Annotated in this window: 18 protein-coding genes; 8 read left to right on the plus strand and 10 right to left on the minus strand. The window is 73.1% G+C overall.

Annotation, left to right across the window (positions count from 1 at the left end):
- Positions 1 to 6: 6 nt before the first annotated feature.
- A complete protein-coding gene (locus tag ACH41F_RS16770) occupies positions 7 to 1,779 on the minus strand; it encodes an ABC transporter ATP-binding protein (RefSeq protein ID WP_398836247.1) in 1,773 nt (590 codons plus the stop codon).
- A gap of 71 nt (positions 1,780 to 1,850) precedes the next feature.
- Complete coding sequence (locus ACH41F_RS16775; RefSeq protein ID WP_391230707.1) at positions 1,851 to 2,708, minus strand: aldo/keto reductase; 858 nt, start codon at positions 2,706 to 2,708, stop codon at positions 1,851 to 1,853.
- A 323-nt stretch (positions 2,709 to 3,031) separates the two neighbouring features.
- Here ACH41F_RS16775 and ACH41F_RS16780 point away from each other — a divergent pair, with 323 nt between their 5' ends.
- On the plus strand, positions 3,032 to 3,925 hold the full coding sequence (locus tag ACH41F_RS16780; RefSeq protein WP_398836250.1) for a Gfo/Idh/MocA family protein: 894 nt from the start codon (positions 3,032 to 3,034) through the stop codon (positions 3,923 to 3,925).
- A 6-nt stretch (positions 3,926 to 3,931) separates the two neighbouring features.
- Here ACH41F_RS16780 and ACH41F_RS16785 read toward each other — a convergent pair whose 3' ends face one another.
- The 3 genes from ACH41F_RS16785 to ACH41F_RS16795 form a co-directional block, all read right to left on the minus strand.
- On the minus strand, positions 3,932 to 4,243 hold the full coding sequence (locus ACH41F_RS16785) for a hypothetical protein (RefSeq protein ID WP_398836252.1): 312 nt from the start codon (positions 4,241 to 4,243) through the stop codon (positions 3,932 to 3,934).
- A 47-nt stretch (positions 4,244 to 4,290) separates the two neighbouring features.
- Positions 4,291 to 4,611, minus strand: a complete 321-nt coding sequence (locus ACH41F_RS16790) for a hypothetical protein (protein WP_391230704.1) — start codon at positions 4,609 to 4,611, stop codon at positions 4,291 to 4,293.
- Positions 4,612 to 4,701: 90 nt separating this feature from the next.
- Positions 4,702 to 5,601, minus strand: a complete 900-nt coding sequence (locus ACH41F_RS16795) for a GNAT family N-acetyltransferase (RefSeq protein WP_391230703.1) — start codon at positions 5,599 to 5,601, stop codon at positions 4,702 to 4,704.
- Positions 5,602 to 5,821: 220 nt separating this feature from the next.
- On the opposite strand from ACH41F_RS16795, the gene ACH41F_RS16800 reads away from it, so the two are divergent.
- The 5 genes from ACH41F_RS16800 (at position 5,822) to ACH41F_RS16820 (ending at position 11,935) form a co-directional block, all read left to right on the plus strand.
- Complete coding sequence (locus tag ACH41F_RS16800) at positions 5,822 to 6,910, plus strand: PP2C family protein-serine/threonine phosphatase (protein WP_398836254.1); 1,089 nt, start codon at positions 5,822 to 5,824, stop codon at positions 6,908 to 6,910.
- A 237-nt stretch (positions 6,911 to 7,147) separates the two neighbouring features.
- Positions 7,148 to 7,354: a hypothetical protein gene (locus ACH41F_RS16805; protein ID WP_391230701.1), complete on the plus strand. Its 207-nt coding sequence runs from the start codon at positions 7,148 to 7,150 to the stop codon at positions 7,352 to 7,354.
- A gap of 391 nt (positions 7,355 to 7,745) precedes the next feature.
- Complete coding sequence (gene sthA / locus ACH41F_RS16810) at positions 7,746 to 9,149, plus strand: Si-specific NAD(P)(+) transhydrogenase (RefSeq protein ID WP_398836256.1); 1,404 nt, start codon at positions 7,746 to 7,748, stop codon at positions 9,147 to 9,149.
- Positions 9,150 to 9,491: 342 nt separating this feature from the next.
- Positions 9,492 to 10,964 carry an APC family permease gene (locus ACH41F_RS16815; protein WP_398836259.1) on the plus strand — a complete coding sequence of 491 codons (1,473 nt, stop codon included), beginning with the start codon at positions 9,492 to 9,494 and terminating at the stop codon, positions 10,962 to 10,964.
- 11 nt (positions 10,965 to 10,975) lie between these two features.
- The gene (locus ACH41F_RS16820; protein ID WP_391230698.1) at positions 10,976 to 11,935 is read left to right on the plus strand and encodes a hypothetical protein; all 960 of its coding nucleotides are present in this window, start codon (positions 10,976 to 10,978) and stop codon (positions 11,933 to 11,935) included.
- Between the two features lie 199 nt (positions 11,936 to 12,134).
- Here the strand turns inward: ACH41F_RS16820 and prcB are convergent, their stop codons facing one another.
- The 3 genes from prcB to ACH41F_RS16835 all read right to left on the minus strand — a co-directional run bounded on the left by prcB (position 12,135) and on the right by ACH41F_RS16835 (position 15,467).
- Positions 12,135 to 12,989: a proteasome subunit beta gene (prcB, locus tag ACH41F_RS16825; protein ID WP_391230697.1), complete on the minus strand. Its 855-nt coding sequence runs from the start codon at positions 12,987 to 12,989 to the stop codon at positions 12,135 to 12,137.
- 76 nt (positions 12,990 to 13,065) lie between these two features.
- Positions 13,066 to 14,001: a lysylphosphatidylglycerol synthase domain-containing protein gene (locus tag ACH41F_RS16830; protein WP_391230696.1), complete on the minus strand. Its 936-nt coding sequence runs from the start codon at positions 13,999 to 14,001 to the stop codon at positions 13,066 to 13,068.
- Positions 14,002 to 14,006: 5 nt separating this feature from the next.
- Positions 14,007 to 15,467 carry a hypothetical protein gene (locus tag ACH41F_RS16835; RefSeq protein ID WP_391230695.1) on the minus strand — a complete coding sequence of 487 codons (1,461 nt, stop codon included), beginning with the start codon at positions 15,465 to 15,467 and terminating at the stop codon, positions 14,007 to 14,009.
- A gap of 259 nt (positions 15,468 to 15,726) precedes the next feature.
- Here ACH41F_RS16835 and ACH41F_RS16840 point away from each other — a divergent pair, with 259 nt between their 5' ends.
- Entirely contained in the window at positions 15,727 to 16,395 is a 669-nt protein-coding gene (locus ACH41F_RS16840; protein ID WP_398836263.1) for a nucleoside/nucleotide kinase family protein, read from the plus strand.
- On the opposite strand, the gene ACH41F_RS16845 is transcribed toward ACH41F_RS16840, so the two are convergent.
- Positions 16,380 to 16,748, minus strand: a complete 369-nt coding sequence (locus ACH41F_RS16845) for a winged helix-turn-helix transcriptional regulator (protein ID WP_391230693.1) — start codon at positions 16,746 to 16,748, stop codon at positions 16,380 to 16,382. The two genes, ACH41F_RS16840 and ACH41F_RS16845, sit on opposite strands and share 16 nt — an antisense overlap.
- Positions 16,749 to 16,850: 102 nt before the next feature.
- On the opposite strand from ACH41F_RS16845, the gene ACH41F_RS16850 reads away from it, so the two are divergent.
- Positions 16,851 to 17,696, plus strand: a complete 846-nt coding sequence (locus tag ACH41F_RS16850; RefSeq protein WP_391230692.1) for an NAD(P)H-binding protein — start codon at positions 16,851 to 16,853, stop codon at positions 17,694 to 17,696.
- Between the two features lie 36 nt (positions 17,697 to 17,732).
- On the opposite strand, the gene ACH41F_RS16855 is transcribed toward ACH41F_RS16850, so the two are convergent.
- Positions 17,733 to 19,562 (minus strand): hypothetical protein, encoded by a 1,830-nt coding sequence (locus ACH41F_RS16855; protein WP_391230691.1) that lies wholly within the window; start codon positions 19,560 to 19,562, stop codon positions 17,733 to 17,735.
- Positions 19,563 to 19,589 lie beyond the last annotated feature (27 nt).

Genomic DNA, 19,589 nt, shown 5'->3' on the forward strand with positions numbered 1-19,589 from the left:
CAGCCCTCAGGCGACCTGGCCCGCGTGCAGGGCGGTGTACGCCCCGCCCCGGCGCAGGAGTTCCTCGTGGGTGCCGATCTCCTGGATGCGGCCGTCGCCCAGCACCACGATCCGGTCGGCGCCCCGCACGGTGGACAGCCGGTGCGCCACCACGAACGTGGTACGCCCCGCCAGCAGCCGGGCCAGCGCCTGCTGGACCAGCGCCTCGGAACGGGTGTCCAGGGCCGAGGTCGCCTCGTCCAGCACCAGCACCCTGGGGTTCCTGATCAGGGCGCGGGCGATGGCGAGACGCTGGCGCTGCCCGCCGGACAGCCGGGCCCCGCGCTCGCCCACCAGGGTGTCCAGGCGCTGCGGGAGCCGGTCCACGAACTCCAGCGCGTTGGCGTCCCGCAGCGCCGCGCGCACCGCCTCCTCGTCGGCCTCGTCCTCCATGCCGTAGGCGACGTTCTCGCGGATCGTGCCGTCGAAGAGGATCGACTCCTGCGGCACGACCGACACGAACCGCCGGTAGGTGCGCAGGTCCAGGGTGTTCATGTCGGTGCCGTCGAGGAGCAGTCGGCCCGAGGTCGGCCGGATGAAGCCGATCACGAGGTTGAGGACGGTGGACTTGCCCGCGCCGGACGCGCCGACCAGGGCGATGGTCTCCCCCGGTCGCACCGACAGCGTGAAGTCGTGCACGGCGGGCCGCTCACCGGCCCCGTACGCGTGCCCCACCTGCTCGAAGGCGACGGCGCCGCGCACCTCGGCGACCTCGGACTTGCCCTCGTTGTCCTCCAGTTCGGGCTCCTGGAGGACCTCGCCGACCGAACGGACCGACTCCAGCCCCTTGGTGATGACGGGAGCGAGGCCCGCCAGGGTGGTCGTGGAGTTGGTGAGCGTGGTCAGGAAGGCACTGAGCATCACGACGTCGCCCGCGGTGACGCCCCAGACGTCGTAGTACGACACCAGCGCGGCGCCCGCGAGGACGAGCACGCCGACGACGTTGAGCACCACCCAGGCCAGCGAACCGAAGCGGCCGTTGACGAGGTCCAGGCGCATGCCGGAGGTGAGCAGCCGGTGCAGGGTGCCGTCCATGCGGCGCAGCGCCTTGCCCTCCAGGCCGTGGGCGCGGGTGACCGGGATGAGGCGGGTCATCTCGGTCACGCGGGACGACAGCGTCTCCACCTCGTGCCGGAAGTGCTCGTTGTGGGTGCGCAGCCGGGCCCGCAGGCGGGCGACGACGAGCGCGGCGGCGGGCACGACGACCAGGAAGACCGGCAGGAACTCCGGTGTGCGGATGCCGATGATGACGAGTCCGCCGATGAGCACGGTGCCCGCGCCGAGCCCGGTCTCGGCGGTCTGCTGCACCATCTGCTCCACGGTCTCCACGTCCCGGACCACCTTCGCCTGGAGCACGCCGGCGCTGACACGGGAGTGGTAGCCGATGGACAGCTGCTGCATCCGGGTGCACAGCGCGGAGCGCAGGGAGGTGCCCATGCGGCGCACGCTGCCGTACAACAGGCGTACGTAGAGCAGGTGCAGGGGGTAGTTGACCAGCAGGATGAACAGGATGATCCCGGTGCTGAGCCAGAGTTCGGAGATCGGCCGGTGCTGGACGACGGTGTCGATGATGGTCGCGGTGATCAGCGGCAGGAGCCACACGGGGCTGTGCTTGACCGCGAAGACGCCGACCGCACCGGCGAGGCGGTTGCGGTCGGCGCGGAAGAGGTAGCCGAGCGTGCGGACGGGATGCTCGCCCCGGTAACGGTGGTCGAGCGGTCTCTCCAACGGCGAGGCCATGAACGGCGGTTCCTTCCGGGGTGCCGGGTCACATGGTGTGGGGCAGACGCGGTCTCCGCCGTCGAGCCGGACTACACCGCATCCAGTTCGGCGATCTCCGCGGCCGTGAGGGTCAGTTCGGCCGCGGCCACCGAGTCCAGGATCGTCTCCGGGCGGCTGGCGCCCGGGATCGGCACGACCACCGGCGACTTGGCGAGCATCCAGGCCAGACACACCCGCTGCGGGCTCACCCCGTGGCCTTCGGCGATCCGGGCGAACGGCGCGTAGGCGGAGCCCAGTTCGCGGGCCCGGGAGATGCCGCCGAGCGGGCTCCAGGGCAGGAACGCGATGCCGAGCTCGTCGCACAGCCGCAGCTCCGGCTCGCTGGAACGGAAGGCCGGGGAGAACTGGTTCTGCACGGAGGCCAGCCGGCCGCCGAGGATGTCCCGCGCCTGCCTGATCTGCTCCGGGTTCGCGTTGGAGATGCCCGCCAGCCGGATCTTCCCCTCGTCCAGCAGGTCCCGGATCGCGCCGACCGACTCGGCGTACGGCACGCGCGGGTCGGGGCGGTGGAACTGGTACAGCCCGATGGCCTCCACCCCGAGCCGCCGCAGCGACGCCTCGCAGGCCGCCTTCAGGTGCTCCGGGCTGCCGTCGAGGGTCCAGCTGCCGTCGCCGGGGCGCAGATGGCCGCCCTTGGTGGCGACCAGGACCTCGGCGCCCCGGCCGTGGGAGGCGAGGGCCTTGGCGATCAGGGACTCGTTGTGCCCGACCTCGTCGGCGTCCCGGTGGTAGGCGTCCGCGGTGTCGATCAGCGTCACTCCGGCGTCCAGGGCGGCGTGCAGCGTGGCGAGCGAACGTGCCTCGTCCGGCCGCCCCTCGATCGACATGGGCATCCCGCCCAGTCCGATCGCACTGACCTCCACGTCACCGATGCGTCGCGTGTGCATGCCTCGTGCCCTCTTTCCGGCGGTCGCGCGGGACGGTGGGGTGCCCGCGCGCGGCAAGCGGTTTCACCGCACGGGACGCACCCCAGCCTGAACCCGCGGCACCCCCGAGGTCCAATAGAAGAACGCGAACGCATTCAGCAGCGGGAGGACTGAATCGCCCGCCGTCCGGGGCACCGCTCGCCAACCGCGCCCGCCGGCACGCGACCGGACGCTCGGGTGCGTGCCCCGGCAGCTCAGCGACCTGTGCGGGCATTCCGGTTGCGCGGCCCGCGGTCCGTGGCGCACGCTCACCCTGGACCTTCGGGGCACGGAAAGGCGGGGGTATGCGTATCGGACTGCTCGGCACCGGACCATGGGCCGAGGGGGCGCACGCGCCCGCCCTGAGCGCACACGGCGAGCTGGAGTTCGCCGGGGTGTGGGGCCGCCGTACGGAGGCCGCCAAGGAGCTGGCGGACCGGTTCGGCACGCGGGCCTACGACGACGTCGACGAGCTGATCGCCGACGTGGACGCCGTCGCGGTGGCGCTGCCGCCCGCCGTGCAGGCCGAGTTGGCGGTACGGGCGGCGCGCGCGGGCCGCCATCTGCTGCTGGACAAGCCGCTCGCGCCGACGGTCGAGCAGGGCCGGGCCGTGGTGGCGTCCGTGCGGGAGGCCGGCGTCGCCTCGGTCGTGTTCTTCACCACCCGCTTCCAGAGCGTGACCGAGGCGTGGATCACCGAACAGGCCGCCGCCGACGGCTGGTTCACCGCGCGGGCCGAGTGGCTCGGCGCGGTGTTCACCACGGACAGCCCCTTCGGGGCCTCGCCGTGGCGGCGGGAGAAGGGCGCCCTGTGGGACGTCGGGCCACACGCGCTGTCGGTGCTGCTGCCGGTCCTCGGCGACGTACGACAGGTGGCGGCGGCCGCGCACGGGCCCGCGGACACCGTGCACCTGGTCCTGGAGCACACCGGGGGCGCGTCGAGCACCCTGACCCTGAGCCTGACCGCTCCGCCCGCGGCGGCGGGGGCCGCCGTCGAACTGCGGGGCGAGTCCGGGATGACGCTGCTGCCGCGCAGCCCGGACGGGGCGGTCCCCGCGCTGGGACGGGCCGCGGACGCCCTGCTCGCCGCGGCGCGCACCGGCCGCCCGCACCCGTGTGACGCCGCGTTCGGGCTGCGGGTCACGGAGATCCTCGCGGCGGCCGAGAGCCTGCTCGGCGGCGACGACGACCTCGGCTGAACCCGCTCAGCCGACGCGGACGTCCGCGAGCCGCGCGACCGCGGCCGGATCCGGCGGGGTGGCCGGCCTGCCGACGACCTTGGCGGCGGCGAACTCGCGCTGCGCCGCGGTCAGTCCGGGTCGATCGCGCACTCCGGCTGGACCGTCGATGAACCGGCCCAGTTCGTCCGGCCAGGACACCCCGGCCTGGCAGATGCGCCGGCGCAGGACGGCCCAGTCGGCCTCCGCCGGGCACGTCTCGTACCAGTCGTCCGGGGTCTCGCGTGTCATCGTCCATGGTCCGGCGCCGAGCGCGTGGGCGGTCAAGTGGCTCTGCATCAAGGTCCTTTCGACGTCCCCGGCAGCCAAGCGCGCAGGGGCGGCGGCTAGTCGTCGAACGGTTCCTCGCTCCACCGGAACCAGGCGGCGTCGCCCTCGATGTGCAGCAGGAACTCGGGGACCGGGCCGTCGGGCGAGGTCAGTGACACCCGGCGGCGCACCTCGTCGTAGACCCGCTCCCACTTCTCGATCTCCTCCCCTTCCATCAGGGCGAGTTCGCGGGCGAACAGCTCGCGCAGCGGCGTGAAGGCGGGGGTGGCGCGGAAGCGGCCCGAGAGCCAGGGGAAGTCGGCGCCGTCGATCAGGATCTCCCCGATCGGCTCGCCGCCGCTGTGCAGTCGCCAGACCTGGCCCTCGAACCCGCCCACTCCGCCTCCGTCACCCGTTGCCGACTGTTCCGGACACCCTGCCATCCGGCACTGACAGCGGCGGCGTGCGCACCGCGCGACCTGCTTCGGCTACCCCGCGTGCGCCGGGAGGTGGAAGTTGACCCGTTCCCGTGTCACGGGGTAGCCGGCCTTCGTGAAGTGCGCGGCCATGGGGAAGTTGCCCTGGTCGGTCGCGCCGACGACCGCCTCGGCGCCCTGGGCGACCAGGTAGTGCGTGCACTCGGTCAGCAGGTCGTAGGCGTAGCCGTGGCCGCGCTGTTCGGGCACCACGCCGATGAACCCCACGATCGGGGACTGGTGGTTGCGTGCGGGGATGTGGATCCCGACCAGCTCTCCGTCCGGTGTCCGGGCGGTCTGCCACCACTCGCGCGGTGACGGGCACCAGTGGAAGAAGTCCAGCTCCTCCTGGGCGGCCCGGTCGGCGCCGCCCTCGGCGGCGGCCTTGCGCGCGTGGGCGTCCAGGGTGGCGGAGTGGATGCGGCGCAGCGCGTCGAAGAACACCGAGTCGTCGGGTTCCGGACCGAAGACCAGGCGCCCCGGCCGCTCGGGCAGCCCGCACTCGGGGGTCCAACGGTAGGTGAAGCGCTCGACGAGAAGCTCGTACCCGGCCGCCCGCGCGGCGGAGAAGCGGGCCTCCACCGCGCTGCGCAGGACGGGGTCCTCGCGCCAGCCGGGCGGCAGGCTGAAGTCGATGCCGACCTGCCAGGGGGCCGTCCGCAGGAGTTCGGTACCGGCCTCCTCCTCGCCCTCGGCGAAGTCGAACCGGTCCACGGTCAGCGGTTCGGTGTCCTCGGGCCCGCCCCACCAGGCGGCACGGGCGACGATCCGGCCGTCGCGCAGCGCCACCCGCTGCCAGTCGGGCCGGTGCCGGGTCAGCGGGTGCGCGGCGCGGACACCGAGCGGGTCGGGCAGAGAGTCGAACTCATGGGCGGTGCTGTCGTCGAGCTGGCGGATGACCAGTGCGGTCATGGATTCCTCCGGGATGCGTACGGCGGGTAGCGCTCCCGGGAAGCTCAATGACGCACGCCGGGGGCGACGAGAAGGGAGCGCTGGATGTCGGTGTACTGCACGGCACTCGCCTCCTTCCGTCGTCTCGGGGCGTGACGCGCTCACGTTAAGGGCCCGTCCGCGCGGGCGTCCAGCGCTTTTCCGGCGTGCGGCGCGCCCCCGGTCGGTGGACCGTGGAGACGTGGGAGAGGCGCGGGTCGCACGGGACCGCCGGGAGCGGCGTGGCTGGCTGCGCGGGGCACCGCCGCCGGGCTGGGTACGGGTGCTGCCGCCGGCCCTGCTCGCGGCGGTCTGCGCGGCGACCCTGGCCAGCCCCGATCCCCTGGACATCGGCTTCGTACTGGGCGCCATCCCGCCGCTGGCCGTGCTGTCGTACGGCCCGGTGGCGACCGCGCTCCTCGGCGGCCTGGTGGTGACCGTGCTGGTCGTCCCGGCGTTCCGGCTCAACGACCCCGGGACCACCGATCTGCTGACCGTCGCCTTCGTCGCCGCGCTGAGCGTGCTGGTGTCCTTCGTCCGCAGTCACCGGGACGCGCAGCTGGACACCGAGCGGGCGGTCGCCGAGGCCGCCCAGCGTGCCGTGGTGCCGCCGCTGCCGGAGCGGGTGGGGCCGGTGGGGTGCACGGGGCTGTACCGGGCGGCGCAGAGCGGGACGCTGGTGGGCGGGGACTTCTTCGACGTGCGCCAGGGGCCGGGCGGTGTGCGCGCGGTGATGGGGGACGTGCAGGGACACGGGTTGTCGGCGGTGGCGACGGTCGCCTCACTGCTGGGGGCGTTCCGGGAGGCGGTGCTGGACGAGCCGGGCCCGGAGGCGGTGGTGGCGCGGCTCGACCGCCGGCTGGGGGTGGACTCCGCGGACGTGCCGCACGCCGAGTTGTTCGCCACGGCGGTGGTGCTGGAGTTCGCCGCCGACGCACGGGAGGTGCGGATCGTGGTGTGCGGGCATCCGGCGCCGCTGCTGCTGCGCGAGGGCCGGGTGCGGGAGCTCGCGGTGCCGGCGGGGGTACCGCTGGGGCTGGGGCTGTCCGGGACCGGTGCCCCGGTGGGGGTCACGGTGCCGCTCCGGCCGGGTGACCGGCTCTTCCTCGCCTCCGACGGGGTCTCCGAGGCCCGCGGGGCGGACGGCGCCTTCTACCCCCTGGCGGACCGGCTCCCCGGCTTCGCCGGCGCCGAGCCCGCGGACCTGGTGGAGCGGGTGTGGCGCGATCTGGCGGGGTACTGCGGGACCGTCCTGGACGACGTGACGATGCTGGTCCTCAGTCCCGGGTGACCGTGTCCTTCGAAGCAGCGTCGCGACGGTCGGAGCGGCCGGGCCCTGAGCAGCCGTACGACGGTCGCGTCGCTCCGACGACGCCCCTCAGGAGGAGGGCGTGCGCACCACACCGTCCCAGGCGCCGCGGTCTCCGGTGGATCGCCCGGGCACCTCGACGGGCCCCTCGGGATGCACACGGCGCTTCCGGGGTGAATGGTGATAGCGGACCCGCTGACGACCCGAGGAGCAGAGATCATGCCGACGTCACAGCCCGACGCGTCCGGGCCGTCCGAGGACCACGCGACCCCGGACGCCCTGCTCCACACCCGTACCGGCACCGAGGTGTCGCCCGAGGACGTGGTCCTCGCCGCAGGCCGCGACCTCACGCCCCAGAACCTGGAATGGGCCCGGCGCAAGCTGGAGACCGAGGGACCGGCCGCTCTGGAGAAGCTGCTGCCCTGAGCCCTGTCGGGCCCGGTCCCGGCCGGGCCCGCCGGGCGGCGCCCGTCCCGCCGGGTGCCGTCACTTCGTCGCGCCCTCGCACGGGCACGCGGCGCCAGGCACGGCACCGGCATCCGCTGGACCAGGCTGTCTGCGCGCCCGCCCCACCTGCTCGCCGGTGTCGCCGTGCAGGTCAGTCGCGCGCCCGCAGTCCTGCTGGACGCCGCGCTCCACCCCCGTGGCCGCGGGAAGGCCGCGTCCGGTCCGGGCGGACGCGACACAGCTGCCGACGCCAAGCCCGAGGTGGGAACGCCCCGCGGACCGTCCAGGTCCGGACGCGGCCGGCGGCGGACACGGCGTGCCTGCCGGTTCCCCTTTCGAACCGGGCACCCGGGCTGTCAGACTGCGGAGGGTGCCCGACTTCGACATGCTCGTCATCGGATCCGGTCCGGGTGGCCAGAAAGCCGCCATCGCCGCGGCCAAGCTGGGCCGCCGCGTGGCCGTCGTCGACCGCCCCGACATGGTCGGCGGGGTCTCCATCCACACCGGCACCATCCCCTCCAAGACCCTGCGCGAGGCGGTGCTGTACCTCACCGGTCTCACCCAGCGCGACCTCTACGGCCAGAGCTACCGGCTCAAGGAGGACATCACCGTCGCCGACCTGACCGCCCGCACCCAGCACGTGGTCAACCGCGAGGTCGACGTCATCCGCAGCCAGCTCTCCCGCAACCACATCGCCCTGTACGCCGGCACCGGCCGGTTCGTCGACCCCCACACCGTCGCCCTGCGCGAGCCGAGCGGCCACGAACGGCTGCTCAGCGCCGAGCACATCGTCATCGCCACGGGCACCCGGCCCGCGCGCCCGGACAGTGTCGAGTTCGACGGCCGGACCATCATGGACTCGGACAACGTCCTCGCCCTGGAGCGGGTGCCGCGGTCGATGGTGATCGTCGGCGCCGGGGTCATCGGCATGGAGTACGCCTCCATGTTCGCCGCGCTCGGCAGCAAGGTCACCGTCGTGGAGAAGCGTGCCGGCATGCTCGACCTGTGCGACGTCGAGGTGATCGAGTCGCTCAAGTACCACCTGCGGGACCTCGCCGTGACCTTCCGCTTCGGGGAGACGGTGGCCGCGGTGGAGCGGCACTCCCGGGGCACGCTGACGATCCTGGAGAGCGGCAAGAAGATCCCCGCTGACGCGGTGATGTACTCGGCGGGCCGACAGGGCCTCACCGACGACCTCGACCTCGACAAGGCGGGACTGACCGCGGACCGGCGCGGCCGGATCACGGTCGACGAGCACTATCGCACCCAGGTACCGCACATCTACGCCGTCGGCGACGTCATCGGCTTCCCCGCGCTCGCCGCGACCTCGATGGAGCAGGGCCGTGCGGCGGCCTACCACGCCTTCGGGGAGCCCGTCGGGCGGATGCACCAGCTCCAGCCGATCGGCATCTACACGATTCCCGAGATCAGTTTCGTGGGCCGGACGGAGGATCAACTCACCGAGGACAGCGTGCCGTTCGAGGTCGGCATCTCGCGCTACCGGGAGCTGGCCCGGGGGCAGATCATCGGCGACTCGCACGGCATGCTGAAGCTGCTGGTGTCTCCCACGGACCGCACCCTGCTGGGCGTGCACTGCTTCGGCACCGGTGCCACCGAGCTGATCCACATCGGCCAGTCCGTGATGGGCTGCGGCGGCACGGTCGACTATCTGGTCGACGCCGTCTTCAACTACCCGACCCTCGCGGAGTCCTACAAGGTCGCCGCCCTGGACGCCACGAACCGGCTCCGGCAGATCGACCGCATCGGCGACTGAGGGGCCGGCCCTCGGTCCCCCTGGTCGAGGGTGCCGTCGCGCGTCCGGCGCAGCACGGTCTTCGCTCTCGGTGCCTCGTCAATGTCCCTGAGCTGCGGCGCAGTTGGCTGCGGGAGTTTCCCTCCGGTCAATCTTGAAAGGAGATCCGGTAGGGCTATCATCACTCGCACACACGGTGTGACCGTCTGCCGACGCTGTGCTGAACGGTGTCCGCCGCCCCCCATGTGCCGCTTCTGACCGAGGCCATCCCTCTTCCGTCCGAGGCGGGCTCCACCCCCCACCCCCCTACGCCGTCGGGGCCTGGTCGTCCCCGCGTCGTGCATGACGGAAAGCAGCTTGAGCATGAGCAACAGCAGGGGCAGAGGGCTGCAGGCCAACGCCCTCGGCATGTTCGACACAGTCGTGATGGCGGTCGCGGGCAGCGCCCCGGCCTACTCGATCGCCGCGACCACCGCGGTCCTGGTCGGCGCGGTGGGCCTCGCCGGTCCGGCCGCGCTCCTGTATTGCGCGATCCCGATGCTGGGCATCGCGCTGGCGTTCAGCCGTCTCAGCCGTATCGACGTGAACGCGGGCGCCAGTTACTCGTGGGTGGGCCGCACGCTCCACCCCTTCCTCGGCTTCCTCAGCGGCTGGGCGCTGGTGGTGTCGGCGACCATCTTCATGGTGGCCGGCTCGCTGCCCGCCGGGGCGATGACGCTGGCCCTGTTCGACGAAGGGCTCGCCGACGACACGGCGTTGTCCACCCTGGTCGGCGCGGTCTGGTTCGTGATCATGATCCTGGTGGTGCTCGGCGGCGCCCGGCTCACCGTCCGCGCGCAGTTGCTGATGTCCGGCGTCGAACTCGCGGTACTCGCCCTCTTCGCGGCCTTGGCCTTCTTCCACACCGACAACGCCCGTGCCCTCGACTGGTCCTGGCTCGGTCTCGGCCAGTTCGACGGCATGTCCGAGTTCGCCTCCGGCGCGCTGATCGCCGCGTTCTACTTCTGGGGCTGGGACGTCACCAGCAACCTCAGCGAGGAGACCCGCGACAGTCGCCGTACGACCGGACTGGCGGGCCTGATCGGGGTCGGCATCGTCTTCCTGCTGTTCGAGGTGTTCACCGTCACCGTGAACGTCGTGCTGTCCTCGACGCAGGTCCATGAGAACGAGGCCAATGTGCTGGCGGTGCTCGGCGAGGAGATCTGGCCAGGCTGGGGTGGCCGACTGCTCGTCGTCGCCGTGATGTTGTCCACCATCGCCACCCTGGAGACCACGCTCATCCAGGTCACCCGCTCGCTGTTCGCGATGGGCCGCGACCGGACGATGCCGTCGGCGCTCGGCCGGGTGCACCGCGAGTGGAACACGCCCTGGGTCGCCATCGCCGTGGTCGGCGGGGTGGCGCTGGTGATGTTCGTCGCCTCCAACGCCCTGGGCACGGTGGGCGACATCCTCTCCGACGCGATCTCGGCGATCGGTTTGCAGATCGCCGTCTACTACGGTCTGGCGGGTCTCGCGGCCGTCGTCGCCTACCGCAAGATGCTGCTGAGGTCCGCGGCCGACTTCGTCCTCGGCGGGCTGTGGCCGCTGCTGGGCTCGCTGTTCATGTTCTGGGTCTTCGTGGAGTCGCTCGGCTCACTCAGCTCCGCGGCGGTCACCATCGGCCTCGGCGGGCTGGCCGTCGGTCTGTTCCCGATGCTCTGGTACTGGAGGAAGGGCAGCGACTACTACCGGCCCGCCAGGCTCGACGCCACCCGCACGGTCGAGGCGGACTACGTCCCCGGCGGCGTCGTGCCCACGCAGTCGCGTGTCCACGAGGGTCTCCCGACCGACTTCTGAGGGGGATCACGATGGCGCGAGACCGCTTCGTCCCCGACTTCGACCCCGACTGCGGGGACCTTCCCCTCACCACGGCCCGTCAGGACGTCGTCATCGGGCGCTGGCAGGGACTGCGGGAACTGCTGCGGGCGACCGGGTCCGACTGGCCGGTGCGCGGGCACCGGGTCCGGTTGCTCGCCCAGGCCTGCGCGGGCAGTTCGACGGTGGAGTCATGGCTGGCGGCCGAACCGCACAGCCCCGACGCGCTGGTGCTGCGGGCGGCAACCGAGACGGCCCGGGCGTTCAACCTGGCGATCGCCGCGGGCCGCGGGGTGCCGATCGACCAGCACCGCGTCGACACCGCGGTGCTGGCGAGTCTGCGGGCGGCCGAGGCCGCCCCGGACGACCCGACCCCGTGGATCTCGCTGATCTCGGTGGCCCGGCTCTACCCGGCCGGGGTCCGCAGGCAGGAACTGGCGCGCTGGTGGGACGAGTTGCACCGGCGCGACCCGTACAGCGTGGAGGGCCATCTCCAGGTGCTGCACTACTACTCGGCCCGCTGGCACGGCACCCACGGTCTGATGTACGACTTCGCGCGCGACGCGGCCGGGGTGGCACCGCCGGGCTGCGCGCTGCCGGTGCTGGTGCAGTACGCCCGGGTCGAGGAGTACCGGTTCGCACTCGACGCGGCCCAGGGGCGGCAGTCCGCGGTGGGGCTCGCCCAGCACTGGAGCAACGACGGCGCCGTGAGCGACGTACGCCGCACCTGGGAGCGCTGGCTCGAGGACCGGCCTCCGGGCGAGGTCGCCCCCGCGGAGCTGCGCGACCTCAACCACCTGACGCACGCGGCCTGTCTCGCGGGTCTGCCGGACATCGCGGGACCGCTGTTCCTGATGCTGGGGCGGCGGGCGACCCGGACCCCCTGGTCGTACACCGGCGATCCGGACAAGCAGATCGCCAGGTGGCGCAAGGAGGTGGGACGGCGGAGCTGACGTGCCCTCCGGCCGGGCTTCTACGGGTTCCGGCGATCCGGCGACGAGCCCTTCGACCGGGCTTCCACGGGCCCTGGCGATCCGGCGACGAGCCCTCCGGCCGGGCTTCTACGGGCCCTGGCGGTCCGGCGTCGGCCCTTCGACCGGGCGTCCACCGAGGCCCCGGACGATCCGCTCGACGGACCCCGCGCCCCGTCGGTCAGGGCGTGGCCGTCGGGCCGTCCGGTCGGGAGCGGCGCTGCTCGACCATCTCGCGGGTGAGGTCCGCCGTCTCCGGTTCGGGCAGGCGCTCGAAGCCGTCCTCCGTGATGACGGAGATGATCGGGAAGATCCGGCGGTTGAGGTCCGGGCCGCCCGTCGCGGAGTCGTCGTCCGCCGCGTCGTACAGGGCCTGGAGGGCGGCGAGCGCCGCCTCGCGGCGGGACATCCCCCGGCGGAACAGCTTCTTCAGCGCGCCCCGGGCGTAGGGCGATCCGGAGCCCTCGGCGTGGAAGTCCGTCTTCTCGTACAGCCCGCCGACGACGTCGAAGCTGAAGATGCGGCCCTTCTCTCCGTCGTCGGCCGTGTGGTCGTAGCCGGTGAGGAGGGGGACGACGGCAAGTCCCTGCATGGCCTGGCCCAGGTTCTGCCGGATCATGCCCGACAGGCGCCGGGCCTTGGCGTCGAGGGTCATCGGGATGCCCTCGATCTTCTCGAAGTGCTTGAGCTCGACCTGGTACAGCTTGACCATGTCCAGCGCGAGACCGACGGTGCCCGCGAAGGCGACGGCGGTGTGGTCGTCGGCCGGGTGCACCTTCTCCAGGTCGCGCTGGGCGATGAGGTTGCCCATCGTCGCCCTGCGGTCGCCGGCGATCAGCACGCCGTCGCGGAAGGTGAGCGCCAGCACGGTGGTGCCGTGCGGGAACCGGTCGGGGGCCGCGCGCACGCCGTCCGGGAAGGGTCTGCGGGTGGGCAGCAGGGCGGGTCGGTGGGCGGTGAGGAACTCGGTGAAGGACGAGGTCCCGGGAGTGAAGAACTCCGCCCCCAGCCGTCCGCCCCACTCGCTGTCCGTCATGGCGTTCCCCCCTCGGGTCCGGTTCCGACACCCGAGTCCTACCTGACGCGACGGGACGGGAAACACACGCGTACCGTCACAGGGCCTTGCGCCGCACCAGGACCGCGAGCACCACCAGGCCCGGCACCAGCGGCAGCCACACCGTCAGCAGCCGGTAGCCGAGGACCGCGGAGGCGGCGGCGGACGCCGGGGTGCCCGAGACGGTGAGGGCGAGAGCCAGGGCCGCGTCGAGGGAGCCGAGCCCGCCGGGGGTGGGCAGCAGGGCGGCGGCGCTGCTGGCGGCGAGGTAGAGCAGCGCCACCCGGACCGGGGGCAGCGGCAGGGCCACGGCCTGGGCGACGGCGATCAGGACCACGGCGTGCAGGGCGGTGAAGGCCAGCGAACCGCCCCAGAGGGCAGCGGCTCGGGGCGGGTTGGCGTGTACGGCCCTGATGTCGGCGACCACGATCGTGAGGGCGCGCCGGCACCGGGACCGGGTCAGCAGTACAGCCAGGCATACGGCGGCGGCGAGCACGGCGGCCAGGATGCCGGCGGAGGGGCGCGGGAACCGCAGCACCCCGGGGCAGACCACCGCGAGCGCCACGGTCAGGACGGTCCTGACGACCCCGGCGGCGGTGCCCTTGACGGCGAGGGCGCTCGCGGCCCGGCCGGCGGAAAGTCCGCAGCGCATCAGGAAGCGGAGGTTCACCGCGCCGGCGCCGAGTCCGGCGGGCAGCAGGTGGTTGGCGGCGCTCGCGGCGAACTGCGTGGCCACGAGCCGCCCTTGGGGCAACCGGCGCACGACCGCGCCCTGTTGGGCGAGTGCCGCGCAGACCCAGGTCGCCGCGGCGGCCGTGGCGCCCACCAGCAGCCAGCCCTGGTCGGCGACGGCGAGGCGCACGGCACCGCGTTCCAGCACCGGCCAGTGCCGGTGGGCGAGGCAGGCCGCGCCGACCAGGACGGCGAGGGTGAACGCGGTGTGCCAGTAGAGGCGTCTTCGGCCGGGGGCAAGGAGGACCCGCTCGGTCGTCATGCCTCTCAGCCCTCCCCCGCCGGCCCGATGCGGATGTCCTTCCCGTCGAGCCGGTAGGGCCTCCAGTCGCGGGCGTACCCGGCGGGGCTGCCGTCGTCCGCGACGAGGTGGGCGACCGGGATGCGGCGGGCGGTCTCGCGGATCCGCGCCGGCGTGGAGTTGGCGTTGGGTCCGCTGACGGCGGCCGAGGAGCAGCCGGCGTAGAAGGCGATGGGGAGCGCCTCGTACCCGGTGACCAGACAGGGCGGCCGGACGCCCAGCCGGTGCAGATCGGCGGCGGTCCGGGCCCAGGCCTGGCGGTCGGCGGTGCTGCGGGTGACGGTGCGGTCGAGCACGTCGTACTGGACGGCGAGATGTGCGGTCAGGCCGAGCGCGACCAGGGTCGTGGCCAGCGGCCGCCACCGGCCGCCCGGGGCGGTGACCAGGTGGAGCAGCCCGTCGGCGACCGGGATGGCCAGCAGCGCGTAGGCCGGCAGCAGGAAGCGGGGCGCGGCGTAGCCGATGAGGAACAGGTAGGGGAAGGCGGCCGAGGCGGCGCAGGCCAGGGGGACGAGGGTGCGTGCGGGGCGTCCGGCCCGGACGGCGACGGCCACGCCGAGGGCGACGAGCAGCGGGAGGGCGTACCACCAGGCGGTGATCGCGGGGTGGGGCATCGAACCGGTGCAGGGCCGGCACAGGGCGCGTCCGACGAGGCTGCGCATCTGGTCGTCGACGGCCCAGTTCCAGCCGAGGCCGCCCTGGATCTCGGAGCCCTGGTGCAGGCGCTGGGCCAGGCCGCCGTAGTTGACGTACGCCTCGATCACCCACTGGGCGGCGCCGAGGACGAGTCCCGCGAGGAGGGCGGCGAGCATCCGTACGCGGCGGGTGGCCACCGCTAGGACGAGGAGGGGCACGGTCACCCACACCGCGTCGGTGGGACGCATCAGCGCCATGAGGGCGGCGCCGGCCACGACGCCCCACGCCCGGTCCTTCAGGAAGCAGGCGACGGCGACCAGGGTGCCGATGGCCACCCAGTAGTTGGGCATGGCCTGCGGACCGTAGAAAAGCGTCACCCACAGGGAGGCGAAGAGGGCACCGGCGCCGGCGAGGACGCGGGCGGGGAACAGTCCGCGCCACAGGCGGAGTGCGAGGTAGAGGCCGATGCCCGACAGGACGGCGAGGTAGACGCGCAGCAGCGGGGTGGAGGTGGACCAGGAGGCGACGGGGGCCACCAGGAACGAGATGCCACGCGCGCGTGGGGCGCTGAAGAAGGAGGCGGGGGCCTGCTCGCCGACCTGGCTGACGTACACGCTCTCGTCCCAGCCGAGGCCCATCCCGGGGCGGACGAGCAGCAGTTGCGCGAGGACGAAGACACCGGCCACCACGGCGAGCAGGGCGTCCCCGCGCCGGCGCCGGAAAGCGCCGGGCGCGGTCGCCGTGCCCTGCCGCCGCCCCTCGACGAGCAGGGCGTTCGTGCCGTGCGTCATCATCCACCCCTTACCCCTACGTGTCGCAGGGTTCCTTGGACCCCATGATCACGAGCTGGGGAAACGGAAAAAACACGGACAAAGTAACCTGCCGTCGATCGTTACGCAGCGCACAGTTCGGCCAGTCGTCTGATATTTCGTCCGATTATCTGCGCAACCGGTCCGTCAGTAGTGCGGGAACACGCGGTGCTCGTGGGCGATGCGTCGGCGGTGACGTCGAGGGAGTCCCCGCGCGGCGGCGGGTGACACACTCGTGCGTGTGCCTCTGACATTCGACGACCTGGCCGTGCGTGCCCGTTCCCTCGTCCGCGGCGGGCGGCGCGCGATCCTCGGCATCGCGGGCAGCCCCGGCGCCGGCAAGACGACTCTGGCGCGGGCCCTGGTACGGGAGCTGAACGGCGACGGGGAGCCGTGGGTGGCGCATGTGCCGATGGACGGCTTCCATCTGGCCGACGTGGAGCTGGACCGGCTCGGCCTGCGCGACCGCAAGGGCGCGCCCGGCACCTTCGACGCGGCGGGGTACGCGGCGCTGCTGCGGCGGCTGCGCGCCACGGAGGACGACGACGTGGTGTACGCCCCCGGTTTCGAGCGGGAGCTGGAGCAGCCGATCGCGGGTGCGGTGCCGGTGCCGCCCGCGGCCCGGCTCGTGGTGACCGAGGGCAACTACCTGCTGCTGGACACGGGCGCGTGGGCGCGGGTGCGGCGGGAGTTGGACGAGGTGTGGTTCTGCGAGCTGGCGGAGTCCGAGCGGATCCGGCGGCTGGTCGCCCGGCACGAGCGGTTCGGCAAGGGCCACGACGAGGCGGTGGCGTGGGTGATGCGCTCGGACCAGCCCAACGCCGAGCTGGTCGCGGCGAGCAGGGACCGGGCGGACCTGGTCGTGCCGGTCGCGGCGCTGGAGGGGCAGGGCCGTCAGGCGGTGTCGTAGGCGCGCCGCGCCTGTTCGACCGCGTCGAGGTGGTCTGCGGACCATTCGGCGAGGTGCGCGAAGAGCGGGGCGAGGCTGCGGCCCAGCTCGCTGATCTCGTACTCGACCCGGGGCGGCACCTCGGGGTGGTAGGTGCGCACCACGAGACCGTCGCGTTCCAGCTGTCGCAGCCGCTGCGTCAGCACCTTCGGCGTGATCTTCGCGATCCGCCGCTCCAGCTCGACGAACCGCTGCCGGCCGTGGGTGTGCAGGCTCCACAGGATCGGGGTGGTCCAGCGGCTGAACACGATGTCCACCACCGGGCCGATCGGACAGGCGAGTTGCGGATCGGTCGTGTCCGTCTGAGCCTCCACGCACATCCCTCCGGGGTAGTCACTTTCCTCTAGGTACCTACTATATCCACGGTGTTAGCGTCCCTTCATCGGCAACAAGGCCGAGTCACAAGGGAGTTGCACATGATCGTGGTGACGGGGGCGACCGGGAACGTCGGCCGTGAACTGGTCCGGACGCTCACGGAGTCCGGCGCGGAGGTGGCCGCGGTGTCCCGGGGGATCTCCGCCGCGGACGTGCCGGCGGGGGTACGGCACCACCGGGCGGACCTGACCGACGCGGAGAGCCTGCGCCCGGTGTTCGACGGTGCGCAGGCGCTGTTCCTGCACGACGGCGGGCCCAGCGCGCATCTGCTCGACGCCGCGCATCTGCTGGACGTCGCCAAGGCGGGCGGCATCCGGCGGGTCGTCCTGCTGTCGTCGATCGGCGTCGTCACCCGACCCGACTCGCCCTCGCACGGCGGCACGGCGCGGGCCATCGAGGAGGCCGTGCGGCAGTCCGGCCTGGACTGGACGCTGCTGCGGCCGGGCGGCTTCCACTCCAACGCGTTCTTCTGGGCCGAGTCCGTGCGCCAACACCGCAGTGTGGCCGCGCCGTTCGGGGACGTCGGCCTGCCCACGGTCGACCCCGCCGACATCGCCGCGGTCGCCGCGGTGACCCTCGGCGGGGACGGACACTCCGGGCAGGTCCACGAGTTGACCGGGCCCGCCCTCGTCACGCCCCGCGAGCAGGCCGCGGCGATCGGCGAGGCGGTGGGCGAGCCGGTCCGGTTCGTGGAGCTGAGCCGGGAGGAGGCACGCGCGGGCCTGCTGCGGTTCCTGCCCGAGCCGGTCGCCGACACCACGCTGGAGGTCCTCGGCGCCCCGACCCCGGCGGAGCAGCGGATCAGCCCGGCCGTCGAGCGCGTCACCGGCCGCGCGCCGGGCACGTTCAGCGACTGGGCGCGGCGGCACGCGACGGCCTTCCGGTAGGAAGGCGCCGCAGAAGGCCTGCCCCGGGGGGCGCGTTCAGGGGTGGAGGGTCAGCCGTGGCTCTCCGAACGCGTCGCCGCTGGTGTCGCCGATCACCGCGGTGAAGGCCTCGGTCCGGACGGTCAGCCCCTCGGGCCCGTCCGCGAGGTCCGCCCGGAGCACCCCGCCGGGGCCGTACCGCACCGCGAAGACGGTCAGGCCCTCGGGTGCGCCCGGCACCGGCTCCGCCTCCAGGGCCGTCGAGGAGACCAGACGGCTCCAGCCCAGGTCGGGGTTGCCGTACCCGCGCGGGTCCTCCGCGAGGGCGAAGGCCGCCTGCTCCTGTGTGGTCTCGGAGCGGGCGTCGAAGTGGTCGGCGCCCTCCGACTCCGGGTGGGTCAGGCGCAGTTCACCGGCGGAGACGACCTCGGCGCGCGACGTCCTGAGGACCTGGTCGCCGTCGTCGGCGGCGTACGGCATCCCGGCGAGCAGATACGGCGTTTCGGGGAGGCGTTCCACCGCGACCGTCACCCACAGGCGGGTGCCGTCGGTGACGTACAGGGACCGCACGTGCCGCAGGACGTGGTCGCGCCCGACGACCGGCTTGGTGACCAGCTTGGCCGCGAGCCCTCCGGCGCGGACGTCGCGGACGCGGACCCGGCCCATGGGGCGGCAGAGCAGGAAGCCGTCGACGACCGGCCCGTGGCCGTGCTGGCGGTTCACGGCGGCGGGCAGGTAGTAGGTGCCGCCCGCCTCGACGACCGAGGGTGTCATGTGGTCGTCGAAGGCCACCGACACGGTGCCGTGCCGGAGTTGGTGGCGCACCGGCTCCGTCGACGGCGTGCGGTGCCAGCGCGTGGGGTCCTGGATCTGCCAGACCAGCATCCACGCGAAGTGCCCGTCGACCCCGCCGTCCGCCTTCACCGCGTGCCGGGCCCAGCGGCTGTCGCCCCGGTAGCGGCCCAGGTCGGCGCCGATCCGGGCACCGAAGTAGCGCAGGCCCAGGACGGACTCGAAGGCGGAGTGCTGCTCGCTGTAACGCGGGCCGCCGTTGTCGAAGCCGCCGCCCGTCAGCCGGGCGTCGAGGTAGCGGGCCAGCGCCTCACCGTCCTCGGCGAAGACGTCCTCGCCGCTGACCCGGTGGGCCTGGGCGAGGAAGGACAGGGAGATCGGGCCGTAGTTGTTGTCGTAGGCGCCGCCGTGCTCGGGCGGCAGCGACGCGCCCCGGTCGTGGACCCGGTGGGCGCGGATCTCGTCGGTGTACAGCTCCAGGGCGCGTCCTCGGACCGACTCCCGTTCGGGGGACGGCAGATGGGCGGCCAGCATCAGGCCGCCGACGACGCAGCCGATCGCCTGGTTGCCGGCCTCCTGCGGGTTGAAGAAGGTCGCCTCGGTCAGCCAGCGCCAGTAGCCGCGCGCCACCTCGACGAGTTCGGCTCGTTGCCGGTCCTCGACCAGCCCGTCGGCCGCGTCCAGCACGTTGACCGCCTGGAGCAGTGCCCACACCGTGCTGGGCCAGTCCCCGATGGGGTGCGCGCCCGCCGCCAGGGTGTAACGGGCGTACGGCAGGCCGCTGTTGCGGACCTTGAGGTTGGGGTAGCCGGGGTTGTCCTCGGTGTAGACCCGCTCGCGCAGATGGAAGGCGAGGCTGCGGCGGACCGCGTCCGGCAGCCGCGGGTCCTTGGTGCGCTGCCAGGCGAGCGCGAGGAGCGAGGTGATGCCGAGCGAGGTGTCGCCGATGTCGTCGACGCAGTCGGGGTGTTCGAGGTTGCCCTCGTCCGTCATGCGCGCGAGGGCCTGCTCGACGACGTCCGCGAGGACGGCGTCGTACGCCTCCGGGGTGTCCGGAAGGTCGTGCAGCGGGCCGCGCTGGTGCGTGAGGTGCACGGGGATCAGTCCTTCATGCCTGGGGTG

The organism is Streptomyces sp. NPDC020489, from assembly GCF_044386545.1.
GTDB lineage: Bacteria > Actinomycetota > Actinomycetes > Streptomycetales > Streptomycetaceae > Streptomyces.